Annotated in this window: 19 protein-coding genes; 3 read left to right on the top strand and 16 right to left on the bottom strand. The window is 67.9% G+C overall.

Annotated elements, in window-relative coordinates:
- Positions 1-24 precede the first annotated feature (24 nt).
- Positions 25-1,107 carry a DUF1574 family protein gene (locus tag TA3x_RS04835; RefSeq protein WP_435018975.1) on the top strand — a complete coding sequence of 361 codons (1,083 nt, stop codon included), beginning with the start codon at positions 25-27 and terminating at the stop codon, positions 1,105-1,107.
- A 69-nt stretch (positions 1,108-1,176) separates the two neighbouring features.
- Here TA3x_RS04835 and TA3x_RS04830 read toward each other — a convergent pair whose 3' ends face one another.
- The 10 genes from TA3x_RS04830 to TA3x_RS04785 form a co-directional block, all read right to left on the bottom strand.
- Positions 1,177-2,217, bottom strand: coding sequence for a DUF1559 domain-containing protein (locus TA3x_RS04830; RefSeq protein WP_435018974.1), 1,041 nt, complete (start codon positions 2,215-2,217; stop codon positions 1,177-1,179).
- Between the two features lie 70 nt (positions 2,218-2,287).
- Positions 2,288-2,500 (bottom strand): hypothetical protein, encoded by a 213-nt coding sequence (locus tag TA3x_RS04825; protein WP_435018973.1) that lies wholly within the window; start codon positions 2,498-2,500, stop codon positions 2,288-2,290.
- A gap of 198 nt (positions 2,501-2,698) precedes the next feature.
- Positions 2,699-4,060 carry an MmgE/PrpD family protein gene (locus TA3x_RS04820; protein WP_435018972.1) on the bottom strand — a complete coding sequence of 454 codons (1,362 nt, stop codon included), beginning with the start codon at positions 4,058-4,060 and terminating at the stop codon, positions 2,699-2,701.
- Between the two features lie 84 nt (positions 4,061-4,144).
- A complete protein-coding gene (locus tag TA3x_RS04815) occupies positions 4,145-6,025 on the bottom strand; it encodes an esterase/lipase family protein (RefSeq protein ID WP_435018971.1) in 1,881 nt (626 codons plus the stop codon).
- Positions 6,026-6,094: 69 nt separating this feature from the next.
- The gene (locus tag TA3x_RS04810; protein ID WP_435018970.1) at positions 6,095-6,514 is read right to left on the bottom strand and encodes a hypothetical protein; all 420 of its coding nucleotides are present in this window, start codon (positions 6,512-6,514) and stop codon (positions 6,095-6,097) included.
- A gap of 5 nt (positions 6,515-6,519) precedes the next feature.
- Complete coding sequence (locus TA3x_RS04805) at positions 6,520-8,871, bottom strand: glycosyltransferase (protein WP_435018969.1); 2,352 nt, start codon at positions 8,869-8,871, stop codon at positions 6,520-6,522.
- 58 nt (positions 8,872-8,929) lie between these two features.
- On the bottom strand, positions 8,930-9,811 hold the full coding sequence (locus tag TA3x_RS04800) for an ABC transporter ATP-binding protein (protein WP_435018968.1): 882 nt from the start codon (positions 9,809-9,811) through the stop codon (positions 8,930-8,932).
- Positions 9,795-10,667 carry an ABC transporter permease gene (locus TA3x_RS04795; RefSeq protein WP_435018967.1) on the bottom strand — a complete coding sequence of 291 codons (873 nt, stop codon included), beginning with the start codon at positions 10,665-10,667 and terminating at the stop codon, positions 9,795-9,797. Before TA3x_RS04795 ends, TA3x_RS04800 begins: the two co-directional genes overlap by 17 nt.
- 206 nt (positions 10,668-10,873) lie before the next feature.
- Entirely contained in the window at positions 10,874-12,745 is a 1,872-nt protein-coding gene (locus tag TA3x_RS04790) for a thiamine pyrophosphate-binding protein (RefSeq protein WP_435018966.1), read from the bottom strand.
- Between the two features lie 177 nt (positions 12,746-12,922).
- The gene (locus tag TA3x_RS04785; protein ID WP_435018965.1) at positions 12,923-13,726 is read right to left on the bottom strand and encodes a sugar phosphate isomerase/epimerase family protein; all 804 of its coding nucleotides are present in this window, start codon (positions 13,724-13,726) and stop codon (positions 12,923-12,925) included.
- 245 nt (positions 13,727-13,971) lie between these two features.
- Between TA3x_RS04785 and TA3x_RS04780 the strand changes: the two genes are divergently transcribed.
- Both TA3x_RS04780 and trmB read left to right on the top strand, forming a co-directional pair.
- Positions 13,972-14,460: a 3-hydroxyacyl-ACP dehydratase FabZ family protein gene (locus TA3x_RS04780; protein WP_435018964.1), complete on the top strand. Its 489-nt coding sequence runs from the start codon at positions 13,972-13,974 to the stop codon at positions 14,458-14,460.
- 42 nt (positions 14,461-14,502) lie between these two features.
- Positions 14,503-15,114 carry a tRNA (guanosine(46)-N7)-methyltransferase TrmB gene (gene trmB / locus TA3x_RS04775; protein WP_435018963.1) on the top strand — a complete coding sequence of 204 codons (612 nt, stop codon included), beginning with the start codon at positions 14,503-14,505 and terminating at the stop codon, positions 15,112-15,114.
- 101 nt (positions 15,115-15,215) lie between these two features.
- Here trmB and TA3x_RS04770 read toward each other — a convergent pair whose 3' ends face one another.
- From TA3x_RS04770 to TA3x_RS04745, 6 genes are all read right to left on the bottom strand, one after another.
- On the bottom strand, positions 15,216-16,823 hold the full coding sequence (locus tag TA3x_RS04770) for an NADH-quinone oxidoreductase subunit N (RefSeq protein ID WP_435018962.1): 1,608 nt from the start codon (positions 16,821-16,823) through the stop codon (positions 15,216-15,218).
- 34 nt (positions 16,824-16,857) lie between these two features.
- The gene (locus TA3x_RS04765; protein ID WP_435018961.1) at positions 16,858-18,525 is read right to left on the bottom strand and encodes a complex I subunit 4 family protein; all 1,668 of its coding nucleotides are present in this window, start codon (positions 18,523-18,525) and stop codon (positions 16,858-16,860) included.
- A gap of 55 nt (positions 18,526-18,580) precedes the next feature.
- The gene (nuoL, locus tag TA3x_RS04760) at positions 18,581-20,659 is read right to left on the bottom strand and encodes an NADH-quinone oxidoreductase subunit L (protein ID WP_435018960.1); all 2,079 of its coding nucleotides are present in this window, start codon (positions 20,657-20,659) and stop codon (positions 18,581-18,583) included.
- 59 nt (positions 20,660-20,718) lie between these two features.
- Positions 20,719-21,183, bottom strand: coding sequence for an NADH-quinone oxidoreductase subunit NuoK (nuoK, locus tag TA3x_RS04755; protein WP_435018959.1), 465 nt, complete (start codon positions 21,181-21,183; stop codon positions 20,719-20,721).
- A gap of 55 nt (positions 21,184-21,238) precedes the next feature.
- Entirely contained in the window at positions 21,239-22,117 is an 879-nt protein-coding gene (locus TA3x_RS04750) for an NADH-quinone oxidoreductase subunit J family protein (RefSeq protein WP_435018958.1), read from the bottom strand.
- Positions 22,118-22,181: 64 nt separating this feature from the next.
- Positions 22,182-22,772 carry a NuoI/complex I 23 kDa subunit family protein gene (locus TA3x_RS04745; protein ID WP_435018957.1) on the bottom strand — a complete coding sequence of 197 codons (591 nt, stop codon included), beginning with the start codon at positions 22,770-22,772 and terminating at the stop codon, positions 22,182-22,184.
- Positions 22,773-22,809: the final 37 nt, after the last annotated feature.

The following is a 22,809-nucleotide window of genomic DNA, read 5'->3' as shown; positions in this document are numbered from 1 at the left end:
CGCGCCCCGTCTGGGTTGGTCGGGATGCTGGCCCTGATCCTGGCGATCGAGGCCACCCTGTCCGGCCACGACATGGGATTTACCTACGTCTGGCACTGGGACTGGCGGATCTACGGCAAGGCGGTCGCCTCGAAGGCGAAGCGGTGCGACCTGCTCCTGCTGGGCGATAGCCTGGTCAAGTTCGGCGTGATCCCCCGCGTGGTCCGCGACCGATCCGGGATGGACGGCTTCAATGCCGCCCTCCACGTCGGGCAGACCTCGACGAGCTATTTCATGCTCCGCCGGGCCCTGGAAGGGGGGGCGAAGCCGAAGGCCATCCTGCTCGACCTGACCCCGCACCTGCTCGCCCAGGCCCCCGACGAGAACAACAACCTGTGGGGAGAACTGCTCCGGCCCGGCGAGGCGTTCGACCTGGCCTGGGCCATGGGCCGCGACTCGGACTTCTTCGCCCGCACGCTCGCGGCGAGCTACGTCCCGTCGTTCCGCGAGCGGTTCGAGATCCGCAAGGGTATCGCCGCCGCCCTCGAAGGGAAGTCGACCTCATCGGCCGCCATGATCCGAGGGTTTCGGAGGAACTGGCGGCTCCACGACGGGGCCCAACTCAACGGCGATGGGGCGGGCCCGGACCAGGACTGGGACGCCTGGACGAGGACCCTTTATTCGCGATGGGCGCCCCACCCGGTGAACCTGGCCTACCTGGATCGGCTCCTGGGGCTGGCCCGGGACCGGGGGATCCCGGTCCTTTGGTACTTGCCGGTCATCCACCCGGAGGTCCAGGCGCGGACCGAGCAGAGCGGTTTCGACGCCAGCTACACCCGGTTCGTCGAGGAGGTCCGGGCCCGCCATCCGGAAGTCACGGTGATCGACGCCCGGAAGGCCGAGTTCGCCGCCGACCTGTTCACCGACGGCGCCCACCTGACCGGCCGGGGCGCCCTCAAGTTGAGCGCCGCCTTCGGCGACCTGCTCCGGGATCGCTCGGTGCCTGGCTCGGGCCGATGGATCCCGCTCGACGCGTCCGCCAGCCCGCCCGATCGGGGCAAGCTCGAAGACGTCTGGCGATCGGTCGCGATCGCCGATGAGTTGGAGAAGAATCGGGCCCGCCGCTGATCGAAGGCCGCATCGCGTCGCCCTGATCCTGACCGGGGCGACGCCATGCGGTATCCGCGGCCTCATCGATCAGAACTGGTCGGCGCTCAGGACCTCGCCCCCGGCGCGTGTGGACAGCGCCTGATACACGCCGAGGCGGGCGTTGGGCGAGAGGACCAGTCCCAGGTTGCTGGGGTTGGCCAGGCTGGTGCCGGTCGGGATCCCATCATTCTGCGGGGCCGGGATCGTCCACGAATTGATCGTGTCCTTGATGAAGCGGACCGACCCATCGCAGAACGCCGAGTTGACGCCGCCGGGGTGGAAGCTCATCGCGTCATACACCGCCCAGTTGCGCAGGGCATTGTTGTCGGGGTCGTTGGCGGGGTCGGAGTAGCGACGGGCCCAGTTCGGCGGGAAACGGGCCTCGATCAGCAGGGTGTTCGGATCCCCACCGCTCCAGGGGTGGATCTGCCTTTGCGTGTTCGGGGAGAACACCCCGTGGCCGTTTTCCGTGTACATCATCGTGTTGCCGGTGCCGTCGGTGATCGACGCCATCGTCACGCCGCCGCCGTTGATGATCGCGCCCAGCGAGGCCGACATCGCCCGGCTGGCGACCTCCAGCCCCCCCTGGGCCATGTTGTAGTTGAGGTCGAAGGCATTCCAGGGCCCGGCGACCCCGGAATAGTGCGAGTGGAACGCCTTGAAGGTCGGCGGCCCGAACGAGATCTGATCGCCGACGAACGCCGAGGGGTCGCTCGGGCAGAAGAGTGCCGAGATCGCCGCACCGGGGGTCGTCCAGTTCGACGCGTCGAAATAGGGGACCTGGAAATTCGTCGCGTTGAAGATCGCCGTCTGTTCCATGTACGGGGCGACCCGCAGGAACGCCCCGAATCCGAGATTGCCGCCATTGGTCAGGAACCCGGGGGGCAGGACGGCGTTGGCCGATTCGTAGTTCAACGAAGCCAAGGCGATCTGCTTGAGGTTGTTGACGCACTGGCTGCGGCGGGCGGCCTCGCGGGCGGCCTGCACGGCCGGCAGGAGCAGGGCGATCAGCACGGCGATGATGGCGATGACGACCAGCAGTTCGATCAGGGTGAAGCCGCGACGTCCCGGTGAATTCCGGTGAAACATCGTTCGTTCCTTGAGAGGAGGAGGGGGTGGGGCCCGGAGGATGGGGTGAGGTGGATGGCCGAGGGTGGGGTCATCCAGGACGGACGACCGATGGGCTGGTCCTGGCGCCGCGGGGGGCCGGCTTGGACGTGGGGAACTTCTTGAGCGAGGATTCGGGCAGGTCGATCGAGCCGGCGCCGCGGACCGTGCCATCGCCGCAGCCCGAGCCGCCGACCAGCAGCGAGAGGGTGAGCATCACGGGGACGCGCATCGATCGGCGGAACCACGCCTGTTTTTGCTTCACGGGGGAACTCCAGGATGGGAAAGAAACCGTTCGACCTCCGGGCCTTCGATCGATGGAGAGAGATCCGATCGAACAAGTCGAGAATCATCCGCAAGATTTTACCGAGATCCCCCGGGCCTTGCCAGTGCGCGGCCATCGCGTTCGAAAAACCGACGGGGTTCGGTCCAGGGAAGCGAACCGAGCCCCGTCGAGCGGCGATTAGCGCGAGATCAGCGCGATCGACTCGTGCGGGTTGGGATCGGACTCCAGCCTCATCAGCCGTTCCCAGACGGCCGAGGCCTTGCGGACCCCGACCTCGGGGTCGGCCAGTCCGTGGAACTTGGCGGCGAGCTGGGCATCGGTCAGGGGATTCTTGTCGTGACCGGGGGGGAACGCCACCTCGGAGACCATAGTCCTGCCATCTTCCAGGACGACGGTGACCCGATTCGGGATCCCGTTGGGGTAGCCGGCCGTCAGGGCGGGATCCTCGACGACGGTTGTCCGCGAGACGAGGTCGAGCAGCACCGGATCGGCGAGGCGTTCCTCGGTGAACTGCGCCGCGGAGACCACGCCATCCAGCAGGGCGACGGCGGTGCAATAGGGCAGGCTGTGGTCGGCGGTCTCCCGGGTCTTGGGCCGCCACTTCTCGGGGTCCTGGCCGATGATCTCGACGGCCACCCGGAAGGTGGCGATCTCGATCGAGCGGATCCGGTCGAACTCGCCGAGCTTCTCGCGGATCTCGAACGCGGCGGCGATCGCCGACTGGCTGTGATATTCGGCCGGGACGAACTTGATCGACGTCTTCGGCAGCATCCAGTCGGCCGCCGTCGGCCCGCCGAGTTGGCTGGGTGCCATCGGGCCGGAGACCTGCTGGAAGAAGCCCATGTCCCCTTCGAACAGGGGGGCCGGGCCGGTCATCCCCTCGCGGGCCAGCAGGGCGGAGAACACTCCGTTGCGGGCCGCGTGGGCGAAGGCGCAACCCTTCCACATCGACAGCTCGCCGGCGCGGGTCACGCGGAGGGCGGCCGAGGTGGTCCCGGCGATCCCCAGGGCGTGGACCGTCTGGGCATGCCCCAGGCCGAGGAGCTTGCTGGAGGCCAGCGAGGTTGACAGGGCCCCGTAGGTCACATGGTCCCAGCCCCGGGCCCGGATGCTGGCGGCATCGCAGAGTCGGCACTGGATCTCGTAGGCGACGGCCCCGGCCGCGATCCAGTCCCGGCCGTTCGCGCTAACGTGCTCGCCGAGGGCCATGATGGCGGCCCAGTTGTCGCTGGGGTGCGCCGGCTCCAGGGAGAGATAGGTGTCGTTGCAGTCGAGGTAGCGGATGTGGACGCCGTTGGCGAAGGCGGCCCAGTCAGGCGTCGAACGGCCCCCGCCGAACAGCGACGAGCCCGGATCTGTGTGGATGCCGGCGGCGACGGCGCGGGCGATCTTGGGGGCGGGCTCTCGGAGGGCGCCGGCGGCGCAGCCGAAGGCGTCGACCAGGCGACGCCGGGCTTCGTCCACCACCGGTTCCGGCAGGTCCTCGAACCGCGTCCTCAGGGCGAACGCCGCCATCTCATCGGCCAGGGTTTCGGGCATCTTCGGGTCTCGCTCCGTCCGGGTATCGATTGCGGCATGATAACCACCGCCCGCCCGGACTTCCAACCCGCGCCCGGCCGAGGATCAATCGACCGGGCGGACCGTGGCGGCCGCGGTGGCCTGCGCGCCGATGCCGACGTGTTCGAGGAGGATGCGGTGGACCTCCCGGATGGCCAGCGGATCTTTCTGGACGCCGTGGTCGGACCGGACGATCAACTCCGACTCCACGCCGTCCAGGTGCGAGCTGCGATAGGGGACCACGCCGTCGGTGGTGTTGCCTTTCCCCTCGGGCCGGATCGACCCGATGATCGAGTGGAACGCGACCCCCCGGGACGGCTGCATGGAGAGCAGGGCGGTCAGGTAGGGGGAATCGACGTCGAGCGTGTCGATGCTGGTCGGGGACCTCCGGAATCGCGGCGGGAAGGCGTTGGGGTTCTCCTTCACCAGTCGGGTGAGCAGGGTGCTGATGTGGTCGGGCTCGCTGATCAAGTTGGAGCTGACCCGCCCCACCACGCCCCGGCTCAGGTCCGACCCCCGGTGCGGCGTCGCCAGGAAGACGACCCGGCGGACGTACGGCTGGGCATCGAAGAACATGTAACGCTTCAGTTCCTCCAGCACTTCGGGCGGCCCGTTGATGGTGCGGAAGGGACGATCGGAGTTCAGCTCCCAGAATCGGTCGCCGCTGGAAACCGCCATCGAGTGGCTCAGGAGCCCCCCCATGCTGTGGCCCAGGAGGACCATCTGATTGAACGCGGGGTCGGGGCTGCCGCCGGGGAGGCGGAACGCCTGCTCGGCCTGCTGCAACGTCTCGCGGAGGCCCGCCGCGGCGATCGGCACCGGGATGCCGGTCGGGTACATGTAGAGCATGAACTGGCAGCGCTCCTGGAGCCTGGGCTCGCGGAGGAGGTCGTTCAGCATCGGTACCCAGGCCAGGGGCGAGGAGGCCAACCCGTGGACCATCACCACCGGGATCTTCCCCGGCTCGTAAGGTCGGATCAGCAGCAGGCCGGCCCGCCCCGTCGCCTGGCCCGGCCGCAGCAGGCCGGTCCATCGGTAGCGGCTCAGGTCCGAACGCGACCACATGTAGGCCAGGGGGGTGGTCAGGTCGCTCTCGGTCGGGATCGCCGGGTCGCCGACGGCCCGGGTCCGGATCGGGTCGACCAGCTCCAGGGTGCAGTCCCGGGGGCCCTCACCCTGGGGTAGGTCGCGGAGCCGCGAGTTAGGGCAGAGGTATGCGGTCAGGGGGAAGGCCATTTCGGGCGGGTAGAACCGCTCCACGCCCTCGGCCCCGGCCTCGGTGCGCCGGACGGCGATCAGCGGGACGCCGACGCCATACTGATAGGTCCGGGTCGGCAGGCCCCCCACCTCGAAGTCCGAGGCCATGATGAGCTGGTGGATGTCCTCGGGCTTCCAGGGGGAGTCCTTCAGAGAGACCCGGAAAACCTGCTCCTTGCCGTGGACCTTGAGCTTGATCTCGCCGTCGGCCTCCAGCACCCCATTGGCCTGGGCCGCGCGGAGCAGGCGGTCGAGGCCGCCGTTGTAGAGGTCGCAGGCCAGGCGATAGCGCGGGTCCGACGGCTGGCGGGTCGCGGCCAACTCCGGCCCGAACAGGTAGTCGTAGGCGAAGGCCACCGCGTCGATGTAGCGGTCGATCGCCTCGGGCTTGCGGCGGCGATCGAGCCGCTTCCCTTCGACGTAGGACAGCTCGGCCAGGGCATAGACGATGTCGACGTCGGGGTTGGCCCGGGCCTCGCGTTCGAGGGCGACGAAGACCTCGTCCGCGTTGCGACGATAGGTCGATTCCAGGCCGAGCCGCAGGAGCGTCTCGTTGGTCCGATCGCTGGGCCGGTCGAGGTTGGCCAGGCTTCTCGTGAACGAGGCCGGGCTCCGATCGCTCCGGCTCGGGGTGACGGTGAGGTCGGAGCCCAGGACGGCCAGGGCGAGCGTGAGGGACACCAGGGGCATGGGCGGGTCACTCCATCGACCCGGGGGGAGGCTCGGTCCACGCGCCGTTCCATCGGCGCGAACGGGGATTCAGCCGACCATCGCGCGTTCCTGGGAGATCGGCCGGCACATCGGCTCATCTTCGCCGACCTCGCCGAGCAGCGAAAGCCCGGCCTCGGTCCGGCGGTCGGTCGAGGCCATCCAGTGGAGTTCTTCGACCCGTGCCTGGAGCCGGAAGACCTCGCGGGAAAGCCCGCCGAGCACCAGGTCCATCTCGTCCGCGATCGCACTCGCGGCCTGATGGGCCGAGCCGAGGGACGCCTCGATCCGTTCCAGCCGGTGGCCGCACCCCGCCAGCGACTCCATCAGGATCGGCATCATCCGGGCGTTGACCGTGTTCGAGATCATCTGCTCGGCATAAGCATCGACCCGGGCCTTCAGCGGCCGGCGGATCGGGGACATCGCCTTCCAGAGAACCTTGCCCGCCTTCTTCGCGATCCGACCAATCATGACGATCACCTCGATCGGTGGGCCACCGCCGCCGACGTCGACGCGGCGCGGGGGAAGTGGGGGGATGCGGGGACTTCGCGGCGGGCCGTGGCTTCGTTTCGGCGTCGCCCCGGGATCCGGGGGATCTCGGCCGAACAGCGTTCGATTGCCTCGGCCCACAGGGTCGCCTCGGGGGCGGACTCGGCGGTCCCGAGGAAGTGGTCCCGGGCCGACTGGACCATCGCGGCCCTCGCGACCACGTCGCCGGCCAGCCCTCGGAGCGACTCGACCAGCTCGTTGCCGGGCCAATCCGGCTCGATCCCGCGAATGACCCCGGCCGGGAACGGCGAGCCGCACCCGAACCGGATGCTGGGAACATCGGCTTTCAGGGGGCCGAGCAAGGAGTCAACTTCCGGAGAACCGGTCTGAATCGCCAGATCGAGCGATCCCATCAGGTCGGCATATTCGACACGATCCCTCGCCTGCGCCGTGATCACGCGATCCCCGATGTTGAGCCGGGCCGCCATGTCCAGGAGATCGGCCGTGTCGCCGGCAGTCTCGCCCTCCACCAGGACCAGCCGGGGGCCGGGCTGGGACCGGGCCAGGTCCTTGAAGGCATGCAGAACCGCCAGCCCCGTCCCATCATCCGGGCCGGCGTGGATCCGGCCGATCACGAAGGCGTCGTCCGCCAGCCCCAGCTCGCCGCGGAGGCCGCCGCCGGCGCGATCCCGGTCGGCCGGAACCGCCTCATCCCGGGGGATCGTGGCCCATCGGCCCGCATGCTCGGGCATCGTCTCGCGGATCAGCCAGGCCAGCCACGGACACGAGACGATCGGCCTGGAGCCAGCCCGGAAGATCGCGGAGATCGACCGGGCGGCCTCGACGAGGTCGGGATCGTGCCACCCGCGGCCGACGAGGTCGACGATCCCCGGCCGACGCGCGAGGAGCGGGCCGAGCCGATCGACGTCGCCCGGATCGGCGGCCTCGTAGATGACCGCCTGGTAGTCGAGCATCGCGTCGTTGCGGCCGAACAGGCGGGCGTCGAAGCCGCCGAAATCGACCGGCAGGCCGACGACGCGATCGAGGTCGGCCGCGTCCAGATAGAGGTCGACGCGGGACGTGTGGGCGAGCGCGGCGGGGACCCACTCGCCCAGATCGATCCGCCCGGCGGTCGCGGGCAGGCTCGGGAAATAAGCGATCCGCGGCCGGCTTGCGTGCGAGCCGTCGATCCGTCTCCGGCCCAGTTCCGCCGGGGCGAGTTCGCCGAGCGCCGTGAGGATCGAATCGATGGCGGTTTCCCAGGGGAAGGCCGCGGCCCGAAGGCCGGCGCGGCGGCGAAGGTCGCGGCGCAGCGAGGCGTCGGCGAGCAGTTCGCGGAGCGGGTGCAGCACATCGGCCGGGTCCGCCGCGAGCGCGGCATCTCCAGCGATCGATCGATCGCAATCGGAGTCGCTGGCGACGATCGCCACGCCGTGGCCCAGGGCCTCGGCCAGCGCCTGCGGGGCGTTGCGGACCGCCAGGGGGGTGAGGTAGGCCGTGCAGCGGTCGAACAGGGCCTCGACGGCGGATTCCCCGACCGGGCCGGGGAGCAGGAACCCGTCATCGCACCCGCGATCATGGAGCCGCCAGTAGGCCCGATTGGGGTTGTCGAGATGCCCCATGATCACCAGCTGATGGCCGGACCGGATCCCGACCGGCAGGTCTGCGTAGGTGTCCAGGAGGTTGAACAGGTCGCGGTTCTCCATGCCCGCCGAGGCGTCGGCCAGCAGGAACGGGCCGTGGATGCCCAGCTCCGCCAGTTCGCGGGCGGGGACCATGGTCATCGGGGCTTGGCCCGGCATGGGATCGGGACGCGACGAGGTGGCCATCTCGATGGCGCGGACGCGGGCGCCGTGGCCGCCCAATCGACGCCGGCCAGCCGCGGCCACCGCGTCGGACACGGCGAGGATCAGGTCGTGCCGGCCGATCACCTGGAGGTCGCGCTCGTTCACGGCCGAAGCCGACAGGTCGACCACGACCGACGCGACCTTCAGGCCCGAGACCGGGGCCTCGGGCGGGGGGCCGCCGTAATGCTCATCGAACGGGTCGAGCAGGATCAGCCAGTCGAGGTTGTCGGGGTTGCGATCGATGATCCGCTGCGTGGCCAGGCGCCTCCGGGCCGGACCCTGGGCCGCGGCGATCGGGGCGAGGACCACCCGCGAGACATCCTTGCGGGCCGGGACCCGATCGGTCGCCATCCCCTCGTGCAGATAAAGGATGTAGCGGTTGTCCGGGTCGCTTTCCAGGAGCGCCGCGGCCAGTTGCCGGGCGTATCGCCCCGACAGCCGGCCGCCGCTCTCGGGCGATTGGACCCCGATCATGTCGATTCCGATCAGCACGTCCCCGACCCTCCTGGTCAAGAGAGATGGTATCCCGGCCGAGCCGTCCCGAGGCCGATCAGGCCGAGTCCGCCGGCGACGCGGCCGGATCCGCCGCGGCCCGTGCGGCCGCCTCCGCAGCCTCCGCCGCGAGTTGGGCCTCGATGGCCCGGGTGTGGATGAAGTACTGATCCAGGGTCGAGGTCATGGTGCCGTCCGCCTGCACCCGCCCGTGGTGCATCCAGATCCCCCGATTGCACATCCGGTTCAGGGACGCGAGGTCGTGGGAGACGATGACGACCAGGTTGGATCGATCCAGCAGCTTGGTGATCCGCGCCTTCGCCTTCTCCAGGAAGATCGCATCGCCGGCATTCAGCGACTCATCGATCAGGAGGATGTCCGGCTCGACCTCGGTCGCGATCGCGAACGCCAGCTTGGCATACATCCCGCTCGAATAGTACTTCAGCGGCAGGTCGGAGAACTCGCGGAGCCCGGTGAAGTCGAAGATCCCGTCGACCTTCTTCCTCATCTCGCGGGGGCGGATCCCGAGCATCGCCCCGTTGAGCATGATGTTGTCGTAGCCCGACAGCTCGGTGTTGAACCCCGCCCCCATCTCGATCAGCGGCGCGACCGACCCCTGGATGTGGAACCGCCCGCTGGTCGGGGTGTAGATCCTCGACAGGACGCGCAGGAGCGTGCTCTTGCCCGCCCCGTTGAAGCCCAGGATCCCGATCCGCTCCCCCTTGTACATCCGGAGGTTCACGTCGCGGAGCGCCCAGAACTCGTTGGAGACCGGGGGCGCCTCGCGGCGGAGCAGCAGGTCGATGGCCGACCGCTTCAGCGAGTATTGCTTGTCTCGGTAGCTGACGAATCGGAGCGACACGTCGCGCAGCTCGACCAGGGGCTGCGACCGCTCCAGGGTGGCCGAGGCGGTCGCCCCGCGCTCAGAGGCGGAAGACAAGCTTGGACTCGTGACACTTGAAGGTGGCATATCCGATCCCCAGGCTCACCGTCGCGTAGAGGGCGGCCGCCAAGAACAAGGACAGATCCGGCCATTGGCCATCGCTGATGATGACGTGGAACATCTGGATGTACGGGAAGGCCGGGTTCAGCCAGCACCGGGCCTCCAGCGCGGGGGGCAGGCCTTCCTGGCCCCAGATCACCGGCGTGGCGAAGTACCAGGCCTGCATCACGACGCCGATCATGTGGCCGCTGTCCCGGAAGAACGTGTTCGCCGTGGCCAGGATCAGTCCCAGGCCCATCGAGAACGCCGAGAAGAGCAGGATCACCGCCGGCAGCCCCAGCATGGGGGCCGTGAATCGAGCCCCGAGGGGCCCGGCCAGGAAGAACAACGCCGTGAGCGACAGGACGAAGGTCACCAGGTTGAGCAGGACCTTGACCAGCGGGAAGATCAGCTTGGGCAGGTAGATCTTCCGGATCAGGTTCTCGTTGCCCACGATGCTGACCGCGCAGTCGTTGATCACGCCCGAGAACAACGCCCAGGGGACCTGTCCGGCGAACAAATAGATGGCGTATTGCCGCCAGTTGTTGATGGCGAAGACCTGCGAGAAGACGAACGTCAGCGTGGTCATCATCAGGATCGGGTTCAGCAGCGTCCAGAAGAAGCCGAGCACCGATCGGTGATAGCGGACCCTGAGATCCTGCACGACCATGTTCTGGGCCACCGGCCAGAACTTGACCAGCTCACGCGCGTCTTCGAGGACCACGGCCAGCCACCGGGCCGGCCCGTTGGCGGATGGCGGCTGCGGGAAGTAGTCCGCGTGGGGAATCGCGCGGTCGGTGCGAACGTTCTTCATTGTGCCTCATCCATGAGACTGGTCGCGGACGTGGCCGGGTCGAACCCATCGCCATCCCGCCGGGCGTCGGCCGGGCATCTTATACGGGGAACCGCCCGCATCGTGAAGCCCAACCTCGCACGCCTTCGGCCGATAAGTGCCGCACAAACGATGGCGATTGATGAATGGATCGGCGGCCGGATGCCCGGAACTCCTGCCATTCCGGTTCAGTCGTCCAGGGGGTTACGGTCGAGCGAACGGGCGACGAGCCTGCGCCCCATCCGGAGCTTCTGCTCGGTGGACATCTTGTCGATAAACGCCGACTTCGCCGCCTTCAGCCAGCGGATCTCGCGCCCCTCGTAGCTGATCACCACCCGCGTCAGGATCGGCCCGGGGCACCCCATCGCGCGGGCCACGCCGCCGGAGACGTCCTCGTTGCTCTCGATGACGTTGTAGCTCAGCCCCATCGCGTGGGCGTAGGCCCCGAAGTCGACCCGGGCCAGGTCCGTGGCGGTGGTCCGGCGGAAGGTCGGCTCCTGGAGCATCTGCATGTAATGATACGCGCCGTCGTCGAGTACGAAGAACTTGACCGGCAGGCAGGCCCGCGCCGCCGTGGACATCTCCATGGCCGACATCAGGAAGCACCCGTCGCCGGAGACCGACACCACCTGACGGTCGGGCCGGACCCGCTGCGCCCCGACCGCGGCGGGGATCGCCCAGCCCATGCTCTGGTTGTTGGCCGGGGTGAAGAACCTCCGGGGGCCGTCCACGTGCATGGCCTCCGACGCCCAGTGGGCCGAGGCCGTCACGTCCACGAAGATCAATTCCTCCGGGCCCAGCTGGCAGCGGAGCTGGAGGAAGAAGTTCATCGGATCGACCCCCTGGGTGATCCTCACCGCGTGATTCTCGCGCCGATCCAGCTCGCGGTTGGCGGCGATCTTCCGGACCAGCCTGGGATCGGCCGGCCGGCGGATCAGGGGCGCGTCGGCGACCAGCCGGTTGAAGAACAGGCCGGCATCAGCATTCACGCCGACCGAGGCCGGGACGTTCCGCCCGATGTTGTTCGGGTTGGCGTCGACGTGGATCACGCGGTCGTGGCGGGGGATGGCGAAGCTGGCCGTCGAGTTCTCGCTGTACTTCACCCCCACGGCGAGGACGATGTCGACTTCCTTGAACGCCTTCTCCGCCGCGCGGGTGCCCTGGGCCCCGTAGCCCCAGCCGACCGCCAGCGGGTGCGAGTCCGGGATCGCCCCCTTGCCGCTCACCGAGGTCGCCACCGGCGCCTGGAGCACCTCGGCCGCCGCGACCAGAGCGGGCCCGACGTCCTGGCAGCCCATCCCGGCGTAGATCCCGACCCGGGCCTTGCGGTCCGCCAGCATGCAGAGCGCCTTGCGGTAGGCGTTCTCGTCGAAGGCGACCGGGTAGGGGGGCGGGACCGCCCCGTCGAACGCCCAGGTCTCGGTGTAGAGATAGTAGGGGATCACCACGGCGACCGGCCCGGGCTCGCCGCAGCGGGCGATCCGGAAGGCGTCGTGGATCATCGACGGGATCTGGGCCGGGTGCTGGACTTCCAGGACCGCCTTGCAGATCGGCCGCAGGAGGGCGGCATTGTTGGTCGAATGGACCTGGAAGCTGTGCGCGCCCGGGCGGCGATCGACGTCGGTCACGATCCCCACGATCGGCACGCTATCCAGGAGCGCCTCGCCGATGCCGGTCATGGCGTTGGTCAGCCCCGGCCCGGGGATCAGGCTGAAGACCCCCACCCGGCCGGTCACCCGCGCCGAGGCGTCGGCCATCACGCTCGCCGAACTCTCGTTGGTCACCAGCAGGTAGGGCAGGCCGGCCGACTTCATCGCGTCCCAGAACTCGTTGTTCTGGGCCCCGGGCACGCCGAACACGCAGGGCGTCCCCTCGCTGCACAGGGCCATCACCGCCGCCTGGGCCCCGGACATCTTGCCCCGGATTCCGTCCTGGATCGCGGGGACGGAGACGGGGGGCTCCTGCGCGTGCGACGATGGGACGGTCAGGGTGGCGACGGCACCGATGGCCCCCAGGACCCCGAGGGCCGCGCGTCGATCGAGGTCGAAATCTGATTCCACGGCTTTCGCCCTCCCTGGCGATCCTCGGGCCGATCCCCCGGGCCGGCGATGGCCCCTCGAGATCGGCTTATCCGCGGCGGGCCGAGCCCACCGCCTCCCCTTCCTACTCCTCCTAGATCGGGGATGCGGCGGGCGGCGCTCAGCGTCTCAGGACCGGCTCCCCAGGCGAAGCTCTCATCACCGATCCAGCCCCGATATTCGGCGCAATCGTCCCTGCAGTCCTTCGGAGATCGTCGACGAAAACTGCCGCAGGTGTCGGATGCATTCGAGCATGATCGGCCCCCGATACGCGATCGAGTCGAGGGCCGCGACCCAACCGCCCCAATCGATCGTCCCCAGGCCGGGGGGGAGGTGCGAATCGAGCCGCCCGTCGTTGTCGTGGACGTGCGTCGTGGCGAGCCGATGGCCGGCCTTCGCGGTCTCATCGGCCGCCGACCCATTGAGGTGACCATGACCGGTATCGAGCGCCAGCGCCAGGCTGGGGTGATCGATCTCCGAGACGAGGTCGAACAGGTCGGCCATCCGGCTGCCGGGATGGACGCCGGGGGGCATGTTCTCGACGCAGACCACCACCCCCGTCCCGACGGCATGATCGGCCAGGGCCACCAGTCCGTCCTTCAATCGATGACGCCGGGCTTCCGCCTGTTCCGGCGAGGAGAGTCCGCCGGGGTGGACGACCAGGCAGGACCCGCCGGCCCGGGCCAGCCAGTCGACGCATCGTCGAAGGTCGGCGAGGCTACTCGAACGCGCGGCGTCGTTCTCCTGCGCCAGGTCGACCCGGACCCCGGAGATGCTCTGCCCCCCCCAGCAACCGTGGGCGCTGTGGATCGCCAGTCCTGAATCGGCGACGCGATCCCGGATCACTTCCGGGTCGGGGAACCCGCGCCAATCGGGCAGGACCTCGACGCAATCCGCCCCAATTCGCCGGGCGATCTCCAGGTCCACGCCGACGTCGCCCCCCGCGAATCCGTAGGCGATCATGGTCCCGAGTGGTCGCCGGAAGTTCGTCGCTATGGCAAATCCAGGCATATTGTTGCGTCGCTCCGGGGGTGAGACCCCTTGATGCTGCGGGTTCGGCACGGCATGATAGCGGGTCGAGACTTGATCCGGCCACCCGATCCCGGACACCCGGTTCATTCCCGGGGTATCGGCCCGAAGACCCGCCGGTCCATGACGGCCCGACCAATGCGCCTTGGAATCCCGCCATCGGGAAAGGAAGACTGGGAATGCCGCCTGTCGCCTTGGTCGATCCCGCGACAATCGACACCTCGCGCATCCTTGCCGACCGCGAAGCGATTCGCCAGGGCAATCCCCAGCGGTTCGAGATGGAGCAGCTGACCGCGATCGTCCTCGTCGACATCCCCGAAAAGCTCGTGATCGGCTACAAGGACGTCGAGCCCGATGAGTTCTGGGTCCGGGGCCACATGCCCGATTACCCGCTGATGCCGGGCGTCCTGATCTGCGAGGCCGCCGCGCAGCTTTCCAGCTATTTCTGCCATCGGATCAAGCTGGCCGAGGGCAGCTTCATCGGCTTCGGCGGGATGGAAGACGTCCGGTTCCGGGGGCAGGTCAAGCCCGGCGATCGACTCGTCCTGGTCTCCAAGGCCATCCGGGTCCATCGCCGCCAGACCGTCTTCGAGACGCAGGGGTTCGTCGGGACCAACATGGTCTACCACGGCAAGATCATCGGGGTCCCGCTGGGCAGCCGCGGCTGATATTCGACCCTGCCTCCCGATGCCGAGCCAGAACCACCTCCCATGCCCGACGCCACGCTCCACAACCTCGTGCTGCCCGAGGACCTCCCCGAACCGATCTCCTGGCCCGACTTCTTCGGCAATGACCACCCGGTCGAGCTGGAAGTCGGCTCGGGCAAGGGCCTGTTCCTGGCCAATGCCGCCACGGCGAACCCAGGGCACAATTTCTTCGGCATCGAACTGGCCAAGAAGTATGCCCGGCGCGCCGCCGACCGGGTCGCCAAGAAGCAGCTGACCAACGTCAAGGTCCTGGCCGGAGATGCCCGGCTGACCATGTCCAGGCACGTCCCGCCGCGGAGCCTGCACGCCGTCCACGTCTACTTCCCCGACCCCTGGTGGAAGGCCCGCCACAAGAAGCGCCGCGTCTTCGCCGAACCGCTGGTCAACGACATCGAACGGACGCTCATCCCGGGCGGGGACCTCCACGTCGTCACGGACGTCGAAGAGTACTTCGGCGTCATCCAGGCCCTGATGGCGACCCGCGAACGCTTCCAGAACCAACCCTTGCCCGAGTTGACGGAACCCCAGCACGAACTGGACTACCTGACCAACTTCGAACGCAAGTATCGCATCGAGGGCCGTCCGATCCACCGTGCCCACTACCGGATGAGTTGATCCCGGTCGGCTCGGCGCCCGACAACGACGAGGGCGGATCGGGAAGACTCCCGACCCGCCCTCGTATCGTATCCAGATCAAACCAACCCGACCGGTCGGCCTCAGCGGGCGGCTGGGACCGCCGTGACGACCACGGGCACCTCGGCGACGGGGGCAGGGGCGGTCGGGGCGGGGAGGTTCACGAGCGCCTCAGCCGAGTCGCGGGTGGCGATCGTGATCGGGTTGGGATACAGACCGAAGACGATGGTCAGCGTGGTGCAGGCCCCGATGCTCAGGGCGACCGGCCACGACGGCTTGCCCGCCAGGGGGGCACCGGTCGGGGCCTTGTAGTACATCGCAACCACGATCTTCAGGTAGTAATACGCCCCGATGGCCGAGTTGATCGCACCGGCGAGGGCCAGATACTGATAGAACCGGGCATCCTCGTTACGCCCCGCGTCGAATGCGGACACGAACAAGTACAGTTTGCTGAAGAATCCGGCCAGGGGGGGGATGCCCGCCAGGCTGAACAGGCAGACCGCCATCGCGATGGCCAGCACGGGATGGGTCCGGATCAGGCCGTTGAGGTCATCGACCTTCTCGACCGGCCGCTCGGGCGTGCTCAGGCCGATGATGATGGCGAAGGCGCCCAGGGTCATGAGGGCATAAGCGACGAGGTAGAACAGGACCGCCTCGCTCCCCATCATCCGCAGGGAACCGACATCCATCGATCCGTTGCGGAAGGCGACCGCCACGCCGATCATCAGGTAGCCGGCATGGGCGATCGAGGAATAGGCGAACAGCCGCTTGAGATTCGTCTGGGCCAGGGCGACCGTGTTGCCCAGGGTCATGGTGACGACCGCGATGATCCAGGCGAGGACGGCGGCCTTGGTCGTCAGGCTCGAATCGAAGCGATCGGTCGGGATCACCGCCGTGAGCGTCCGCAGGATCGCGACGAAGCCGATCCCCTTGGGCACCCACGCCAGCAGCGCGGCCATGAAAGTCGGCGAACCCTGGTAAACGTCCGGGGCATAGAAGTGGAACGGCACCGCCGCGACCCGGAAGCCGAGCCCCGCCATGACGAAGACCACCGCGATCACGCCCAGGACGGGATGCGGCACGTCGGGCACGGTCGGCGTGATGCGGGCCAGGTAGGACAGGGCCTTGAGGTTGCTGACCCCGGTCATCCCGTAGAGGTAGGCCAGGCCGAAGAGCAGCAGGCCCGACGAGAAGATGCTCAGGAAGAAGTACTTGGTCGCCGCTTCCTGGGTGCTGGCCGTCCGCCGGGGCAGGTAGAGCAGGAGATAGGTCGGAATGCTGACCAGTTCCAGGCCGACGAACAGGAAGACCAACTCATTGGCCGCGACGACGAGCATCGCGCCGGCGTTGATCATCAGCAGCGACCCGAAGAACTCCGAGGCGCGAGCGTCGTCCACGGCATCATGGGCCAGGGCCAGCACCAGGAATCCGGTCAGCAGGAAGAACAGACGACCATAGCCCGACATGGCGTCGTTGATCGCCACCGAGGCGTAGAGGTCGTTGGTCGTGTGCCGGAGCGCGATCAGGGCCAACAGGGAGGCGACCAGGGTCACCGTCGCCGTCGTCGCCCAGGCCCGCCGCGGGAGGCGGACGAACGCCCCGACCGTCATCATCACGGTCGCCGACAGCAGCATCAGCAATTCCGGCGACAGGATCAGGAGCGTCTGCCGGGCATTTTCGAGGGAACTCATCGACGGGCGGGCCTCGGTGAAGGAGAAGACGAGTTCAGTGACCGACGACGCCGTGGGCGGCGGGGGCCGGCACCGGGGCGATCGTCGCCACGACCGGGGCCTTGGCTTCGAATTTCGCCGCGATCGGTGCGACGGGCGGCTTGAGCAAGTTCAGGAACGGCCGGGGATAGACGCCGATCAGGACGATCAGGACCAGCAGCGGCGTCAGGCCGGCGATCTCGTGCCACCCCATCGGCGGGACCCCGTGGTGGTCGTGCCCGGACGCGTCGTGATGGTGGGCCTTCGGTTCCTTGAGCGGGCCGAAGACGACCTTCTGGAGCATCGTGAGCAGGTAGTAGGCCCCCAGCACCATCCCCAGCGTGGCCCAGACCGCGAACATCGGGCTGGTCCGGTACATCCCCAGGAGGATCGGGAACTCGCCGATGAACCCGTTCAGGCCCGGCAGGGCGACCGAGCCCATCGACGCCAGGATGAACATGAAGGCCCACAACGGCAGGCGATTCCACAGGCCGCTCAGTTCGCCCATGTCACGGGTGTGGTAACGCTCGTAGATCACGCCCACGCAGGCGAACAGGGCGCCCGTCGTGAGGCCGTGGTTGAGCATCTGGATCACGGCCCCTTCCATCCCGGTCGCGTTCAGCGAGAACAGGCCCAGAAGGATGAAGCCCATGTGGCTGACCGAGCTATAGGCGACCAGCCGCTTGACGTCGGTCTGGGCCAGGGCCGCCAGCGCCCCGTAGATGATCCCGGCCACGGCCAGGGTCGCCATCAGGGGATAGAGCGCCTGGGCCCCCAGCGGGGTCATCGCCATATTGAACCGGAGGAAGCCGTAGCTGCCCACCTTGAGCATCACGCCGGCCAACAAGATCGAGCCGGCCGTGGGGGCTTCAACGTGGGCCAGGGGCAACCAGGTGTGGAACGGGAACAGGGGAACCTTGATCGCGAAGCCGGCGAAGAGCAGGAGGAAAATCAGGACCTGCGGCGTCGTCCAGAACGCATGACCATGCCGCCACTCGCCCCAGGTGTGGGCCTGCTGCCAGTCGGCCCAGCCGAGCTTGGCCAGCCCCTGGGTCAGCTCTGGCATCGAGAAGGTGAGGACATGGTCGGGCGAGTACTGATAGTGAACGGCCACCAGGGCGATCACCCCAAGGAGGGTCAGCAAGCTGCCGGCGAGGGTATACAGGAAGAACGTGACCGACGCCTTGCCCCGCTGAGGCCCGCCATAGAGGCCGATCAGGAAGAACAGCGGGATCAGGGTGAATTCAAAGAAGATGTAGAACAGGACCACGTCCAGGCTCGCGAACAGGCCGAGCAGCCCGGTCTGCAGCGCCAGGAGCAACGCGTAATGCGTCGGGGCCCGCTCCGTGACCGAGGTCCACGACGAGAAGACCGCCGTGATCATCAGCAGAGAGGTCAGGGCGAACATCAGCAGGCTGATGCCATCCAGGCCGAGGGCGAATCGCACGCCCAGCCGCGGCATCCAGGGGAGCCCGAGCTGCCCGGACTCGCCCAGGAAGGCGAACTGAGGCCCATCCACGCCGACCTTGAAGCCGAGGACGAGCACCCCCGAAAGGGCCAGGGTGGCCAGGGTGATGGCCAACGCCAGCGACCGCGCCGTGGTGACCGGCAACCGGGGCATCGAGAACAGGGCCAGGCTCCCAATCAGTGGGAGCAAGACCGTCAACACCAACAAGATCGCCATCACGGGGTCCTCGGCGGTCGGTCGAATCGCGGGAGACGCATCAACTATCGAAGGGTCAATAGACCAGGAACAACATCGCGAGCAGCAGCAGGCTGACGCTCAGGGCGGTCACCACCGCATACCACTGGATCAGCCCATTCTGGACCGGGCCGAGCAGGTTGCGGCCGACGATCCGCGGCACCCAGGCGAACATCTGAACCAGGCCATCGACCAGGGTCTTGTCGAGCAGCTCGGCGGTGAAGGCGAGCACCCGCGTCGGCAGGATCACGATCCGGGTGTAGATCTCGTCGATGAAGAACTTGTGGAGCGAGGCCAGGTAGAGCGGCCGGAGCCCGCTGGCGAGCTTCGCCGGAAGCGCGCTCCGGGTCCCGTACATCGCATAGCTCAGGGCGATGCCGATCACACCGACCAGGGTCCCCACCGTCGCCACCGACCAGTCGAAGCCGGGCATGTGGTGCCCCTCGACCGCCTCAAGCCCGTGGGTCAGTTCGAGATGATGCTCGAACCAGCCGAAGGTCTGGGCCCCGAAGACCAGCCCAACCAAGGCGGCGCACACGGCCAGGATCATCAGCGGGATGGCCATGACCGGGCCGGATTCGTGGCCGAAGTGCGAGTCGTGCCCGTCACCGTGGCCGTGACCATGATCGGCCGCATGGCCGTGGGCATCGGACCCGGTGTGGTGGGCCGCTTCGGGCTCGGGCGAGGAATGGCCGTGGGCCTCGACAACCGACGGGTCGGGCAGCTTCTCGGGACCGAAGAAGGTCAGGAAGTAAGCCCGGCCGGTGTAGAAGGCCGTCATCCCAGCCGTGATCACCGCGATCCAGTAGACCGAGTGATAGACCCAGGCGTAGTTGGCCCCGCCATGCTCGCCATGACCATGCTGGGCGGCGAGCTTGAGGCTGGTCAGGATCTCGTCCTTGGAGAAAAACCCGGCGAACGGCGGGATCCCGCACAACGCCAGGGCCCCCACCGTGAAGGTGAGGAAAGTGATCGGCAACCGCTTGCGGAGGCCGCCGAATTCCCTCATGTCGATCACGCCGCCCATCGCGTGCATCACGCTTCCGGACGCGAGGAAGAGTAGGGCCTTGAAGAAGGCGTGGGTGAACAGGTGGAACATGGCGCCGATCACGGCGAACTGGGTGATCCCCTCAACCCCGGCCCCCAGCCCCATGAACATGAAGCCGAGCTGGCTGACCGTGGAGTAGGCCATCACCCGCTTGAGGTCGGTCTGGGTCAGGGCGATCGCCGCGGCGAGCAGGGCGGTCACGCAGCCAGTGGCCGCGATCAGGGCCTGAACGCCAGGGACCTCGACCAGCAGCGGGGTCGATCGGGCGATCAGGTAGACGCCGGCCGTGACCATCGTCGCGGCGTGGATCAGGGCCGAGACCGGGGTCGGGCCTTCCATCGCGTCCGGAAGCCAGACGTAGAGGGGGACCTGGGCACTCTTGGCCGTGGCGGCCCAGAAGAGGAGGAGGGTGATCCCGACGATCGCACCCTGGCTGGCCAGCAATTCGACGTTCTCGTGGCTCAGGATATTGGCATAGCTCAGGTCATGACCCTTGGAAGCCGCCCACATCCAGAAGATCGCGATCGCGAACCCGACGTCGCCGACACGGTTGACCAAAAACGCTTTCTTGGCGGCGGCCGCAGCGGCCGGCTTGCTGTGCCAGAAGCCGACCAGGAGGTAAGAGCAGACGCCCACCCCTTCCCAGAAGGCATAAGTGAGCAGGTAGTTCGCCGAGAGCAGCAGCCCGGTCATCGAGAAGACGAACAGACCCACCAGAGCGAAGAAGCGCGGGTAGGACGGGTCGCCCGCCATGTAACCCGACGCGAAGATCGCGACCAGCGTGGCCACGAACGTCACCATCGAGAGCATCATCGAGGTCAGACCGTCGACCTGGAACTGGAGCGGCACCGACAGGCCGCTGATCTCGATCCACTCGATCGGAGTGGGCTTCGCCTGGCCGCCGGTCGCGGAAAGGAGCGCGAGCGAGACAAGGAAGGCCAGGCCGATCCCGGCGACCACCGGCAGGTGCGCCATCTGCTTGAGCTGCCTGGCGCCGATGGCGGCGGCGAGGCCGCCCAAGAGCGGCAACAACGGCACGAGCCAGGCATTGCGTACGAAGACGTCCATCGAAAGGCGACTCCCGGCGATCGGCGACGGTCGGATTCGGGTCCAGGTTCAGTTTCGGGTCAATTCCGACGTTGGCCCCAGGCTTCGGTCGGGTGGGCGGGCTCGACGCCGGCCGTGAGCAGGTGCGGGTAGGTCTCGGGGCCGGCCAGGGCGGGCAGCGGCTCGGCCTCGCCGGCCGGGTCGACCGTGCGAGGCTGGTTGGGCTCGCGAATGTCCTGCCAGAGCGTGACGTCGAGCGAAGACCGCCGGTTGAAGAGGATCAGGATCAGCGCCAGGGCGATCGACGCTTCGCAGGCCGCCACGGTCAGGATCACGATCGTGAAAACCTGGCCGGTCCAGTTCCCGTGGTAGCGACCGAAGGCGACCAGGGTCAATGCCACGCCCTGGAGCATCATCTCCGCCGACAGGAACATGACGATCATGTTGCGGCGAGACAGGAACCCCAGCATGCCCAGGGCCATCAAGGCGGCCCCGACCAGCAGGAAGTTCGTCAGCATGTCGAAGCTGAAGGCGTCGGTGGTCATGGACGGAAGCTCGGTATGAGTGGGTTCGGAGGACGCCGAGACCTTCGATGGTCGATCAAGCCAGGGTCGTGTATCCGGGCGGCCGGATCGGGGTGCGGGGCCGGGTGATGGCCACGCAACCGATCAACGCGACGAACAGCAAGGCGCCCGCCAGTTCGACCGTGACCAGGTGTTCGGTGAAGAGGCTCCCGCCCAGCCCCGCGACGTGATTGCCAGCCGACGGACGACCGGGCGTCGCCTCGGGCAACTGTGAGGTCGGGGGCAGCGCCTTGGCAAGAACGAGCTTCTGACGGTCCGTCGTGCGGGAATACTCCCCGACGGCCTGGCGCTGGCTCGCCCGAATCAGGGAGGGCTGGCGAGTCTCGACCATGACGCCCGTCTGGACGCGCTGCTGGCCCGCCGGACGCTGCACCGTCAGCAATGCGTAAAGGAGGCCGAAGAAGAGCAGATAGCTCGTCAGCGTCGCCAGGAACGGCGAACGGGCCATCCGGTCATAAACGGCGCGACCTTCCATCTGAGCGAGCATGATCACGAACAGGAAGGTGACGATGATCGCCCCGGCATAGACGATCACGGTGCCGGCCGCGAGGAACTGGGCCCCGGACAGGAGAAACAGTCCGGAAGTGGCCAGGACGACCCCAGCGAACCAGAGGGCGCTGTGGATCGGGTCGCGGCTGGTGACGGTCAGGATCCCGCACATCACCGCCGAGATTGCGAAGGCGTAGAAGAACCCGGTGCCGACGAAATGGCCCGACGGCCTCCAGAACGAGGCCAGCAAGATCACGGAAAGGCCCGAGAGGGCGAATCCGAGGAGGTGGGCGACCCGCGGTCGGGCCAGCCCATGCCGGTGCGGCAGGAGCAGGAACGCCCCGGTGGCCCCGAGGAGGATGACCGCGAAGGCCCGGATCTGGTCGAACTGGGAGAGCGTGTCCACGGTCGCGTGCATCCTCGTGCGGGGCGGGGTCCGATCGGAGTGACGTCCGGCAAGCGTCTCGGGATCAGCGAGGGCCGGGGACGGTGGTCGGCTGGATCTCGGTCGCGCCGGCGGTGGTCGGGGGCTGGGTGTAACGCATCGGCTCGGCGTCCTTGGTCAGGTCGAAGACCGACAGGAGCTTGGCCTTGTCGAAGATCATCTGCTCGCGGGAAAGGCCGGTGAGGTCATACAGCCCGGTCAGCTCGATGGCCTCGACCGGGCAGGCTTCCTCGCACATCCCGCAGTAGATGCAGCGGAGTTCGTCGATGACGAAGCTCTCGCAATATTTCTCGCGGTCGGGCCAGGTCTCCGGGGCCGTCCCGCCGACGATGTCGATGCAGTGGGCCGGGCAGGCGGTGGCGCAGAGCATGCAGGCCACGCACTTGACCCGACCCTGACCGTCCTTGTTCAGGCGATGGACGCCGCGATAGTTCGGGCTGGGGACGTGCTGCTCTTCGGGATAGGACACCGTGATGGCGCCGCCGCCCAGGGCCGCACTGACGATATGCTTGCCGGTGACCATCAGGCCGCCGAGAATTTGGGGAAGGTAGGTCTTCTCCGCCCAGGTCAGGGTGGGCGGGGTCACCCGCTTCAATTTCGGGTCATCGGCTCGCACGTGTCATGCTCCATTCTCGGCCCCGGCGGGAGCCCGA

It is taken from the genome of Tundrisphaera macrotermitis (genome assembly GCF_051175315.1).
GTDB lineage: Bacteria > Planctomycetota > Planctomycetia > Isosphaerales > Isosphaeraceae > Tundrisphaera.
Note: the sequence above shows the minus strand (reverse complement) of the source record. Positions and strands in the feature narration are given on the sequence as shown.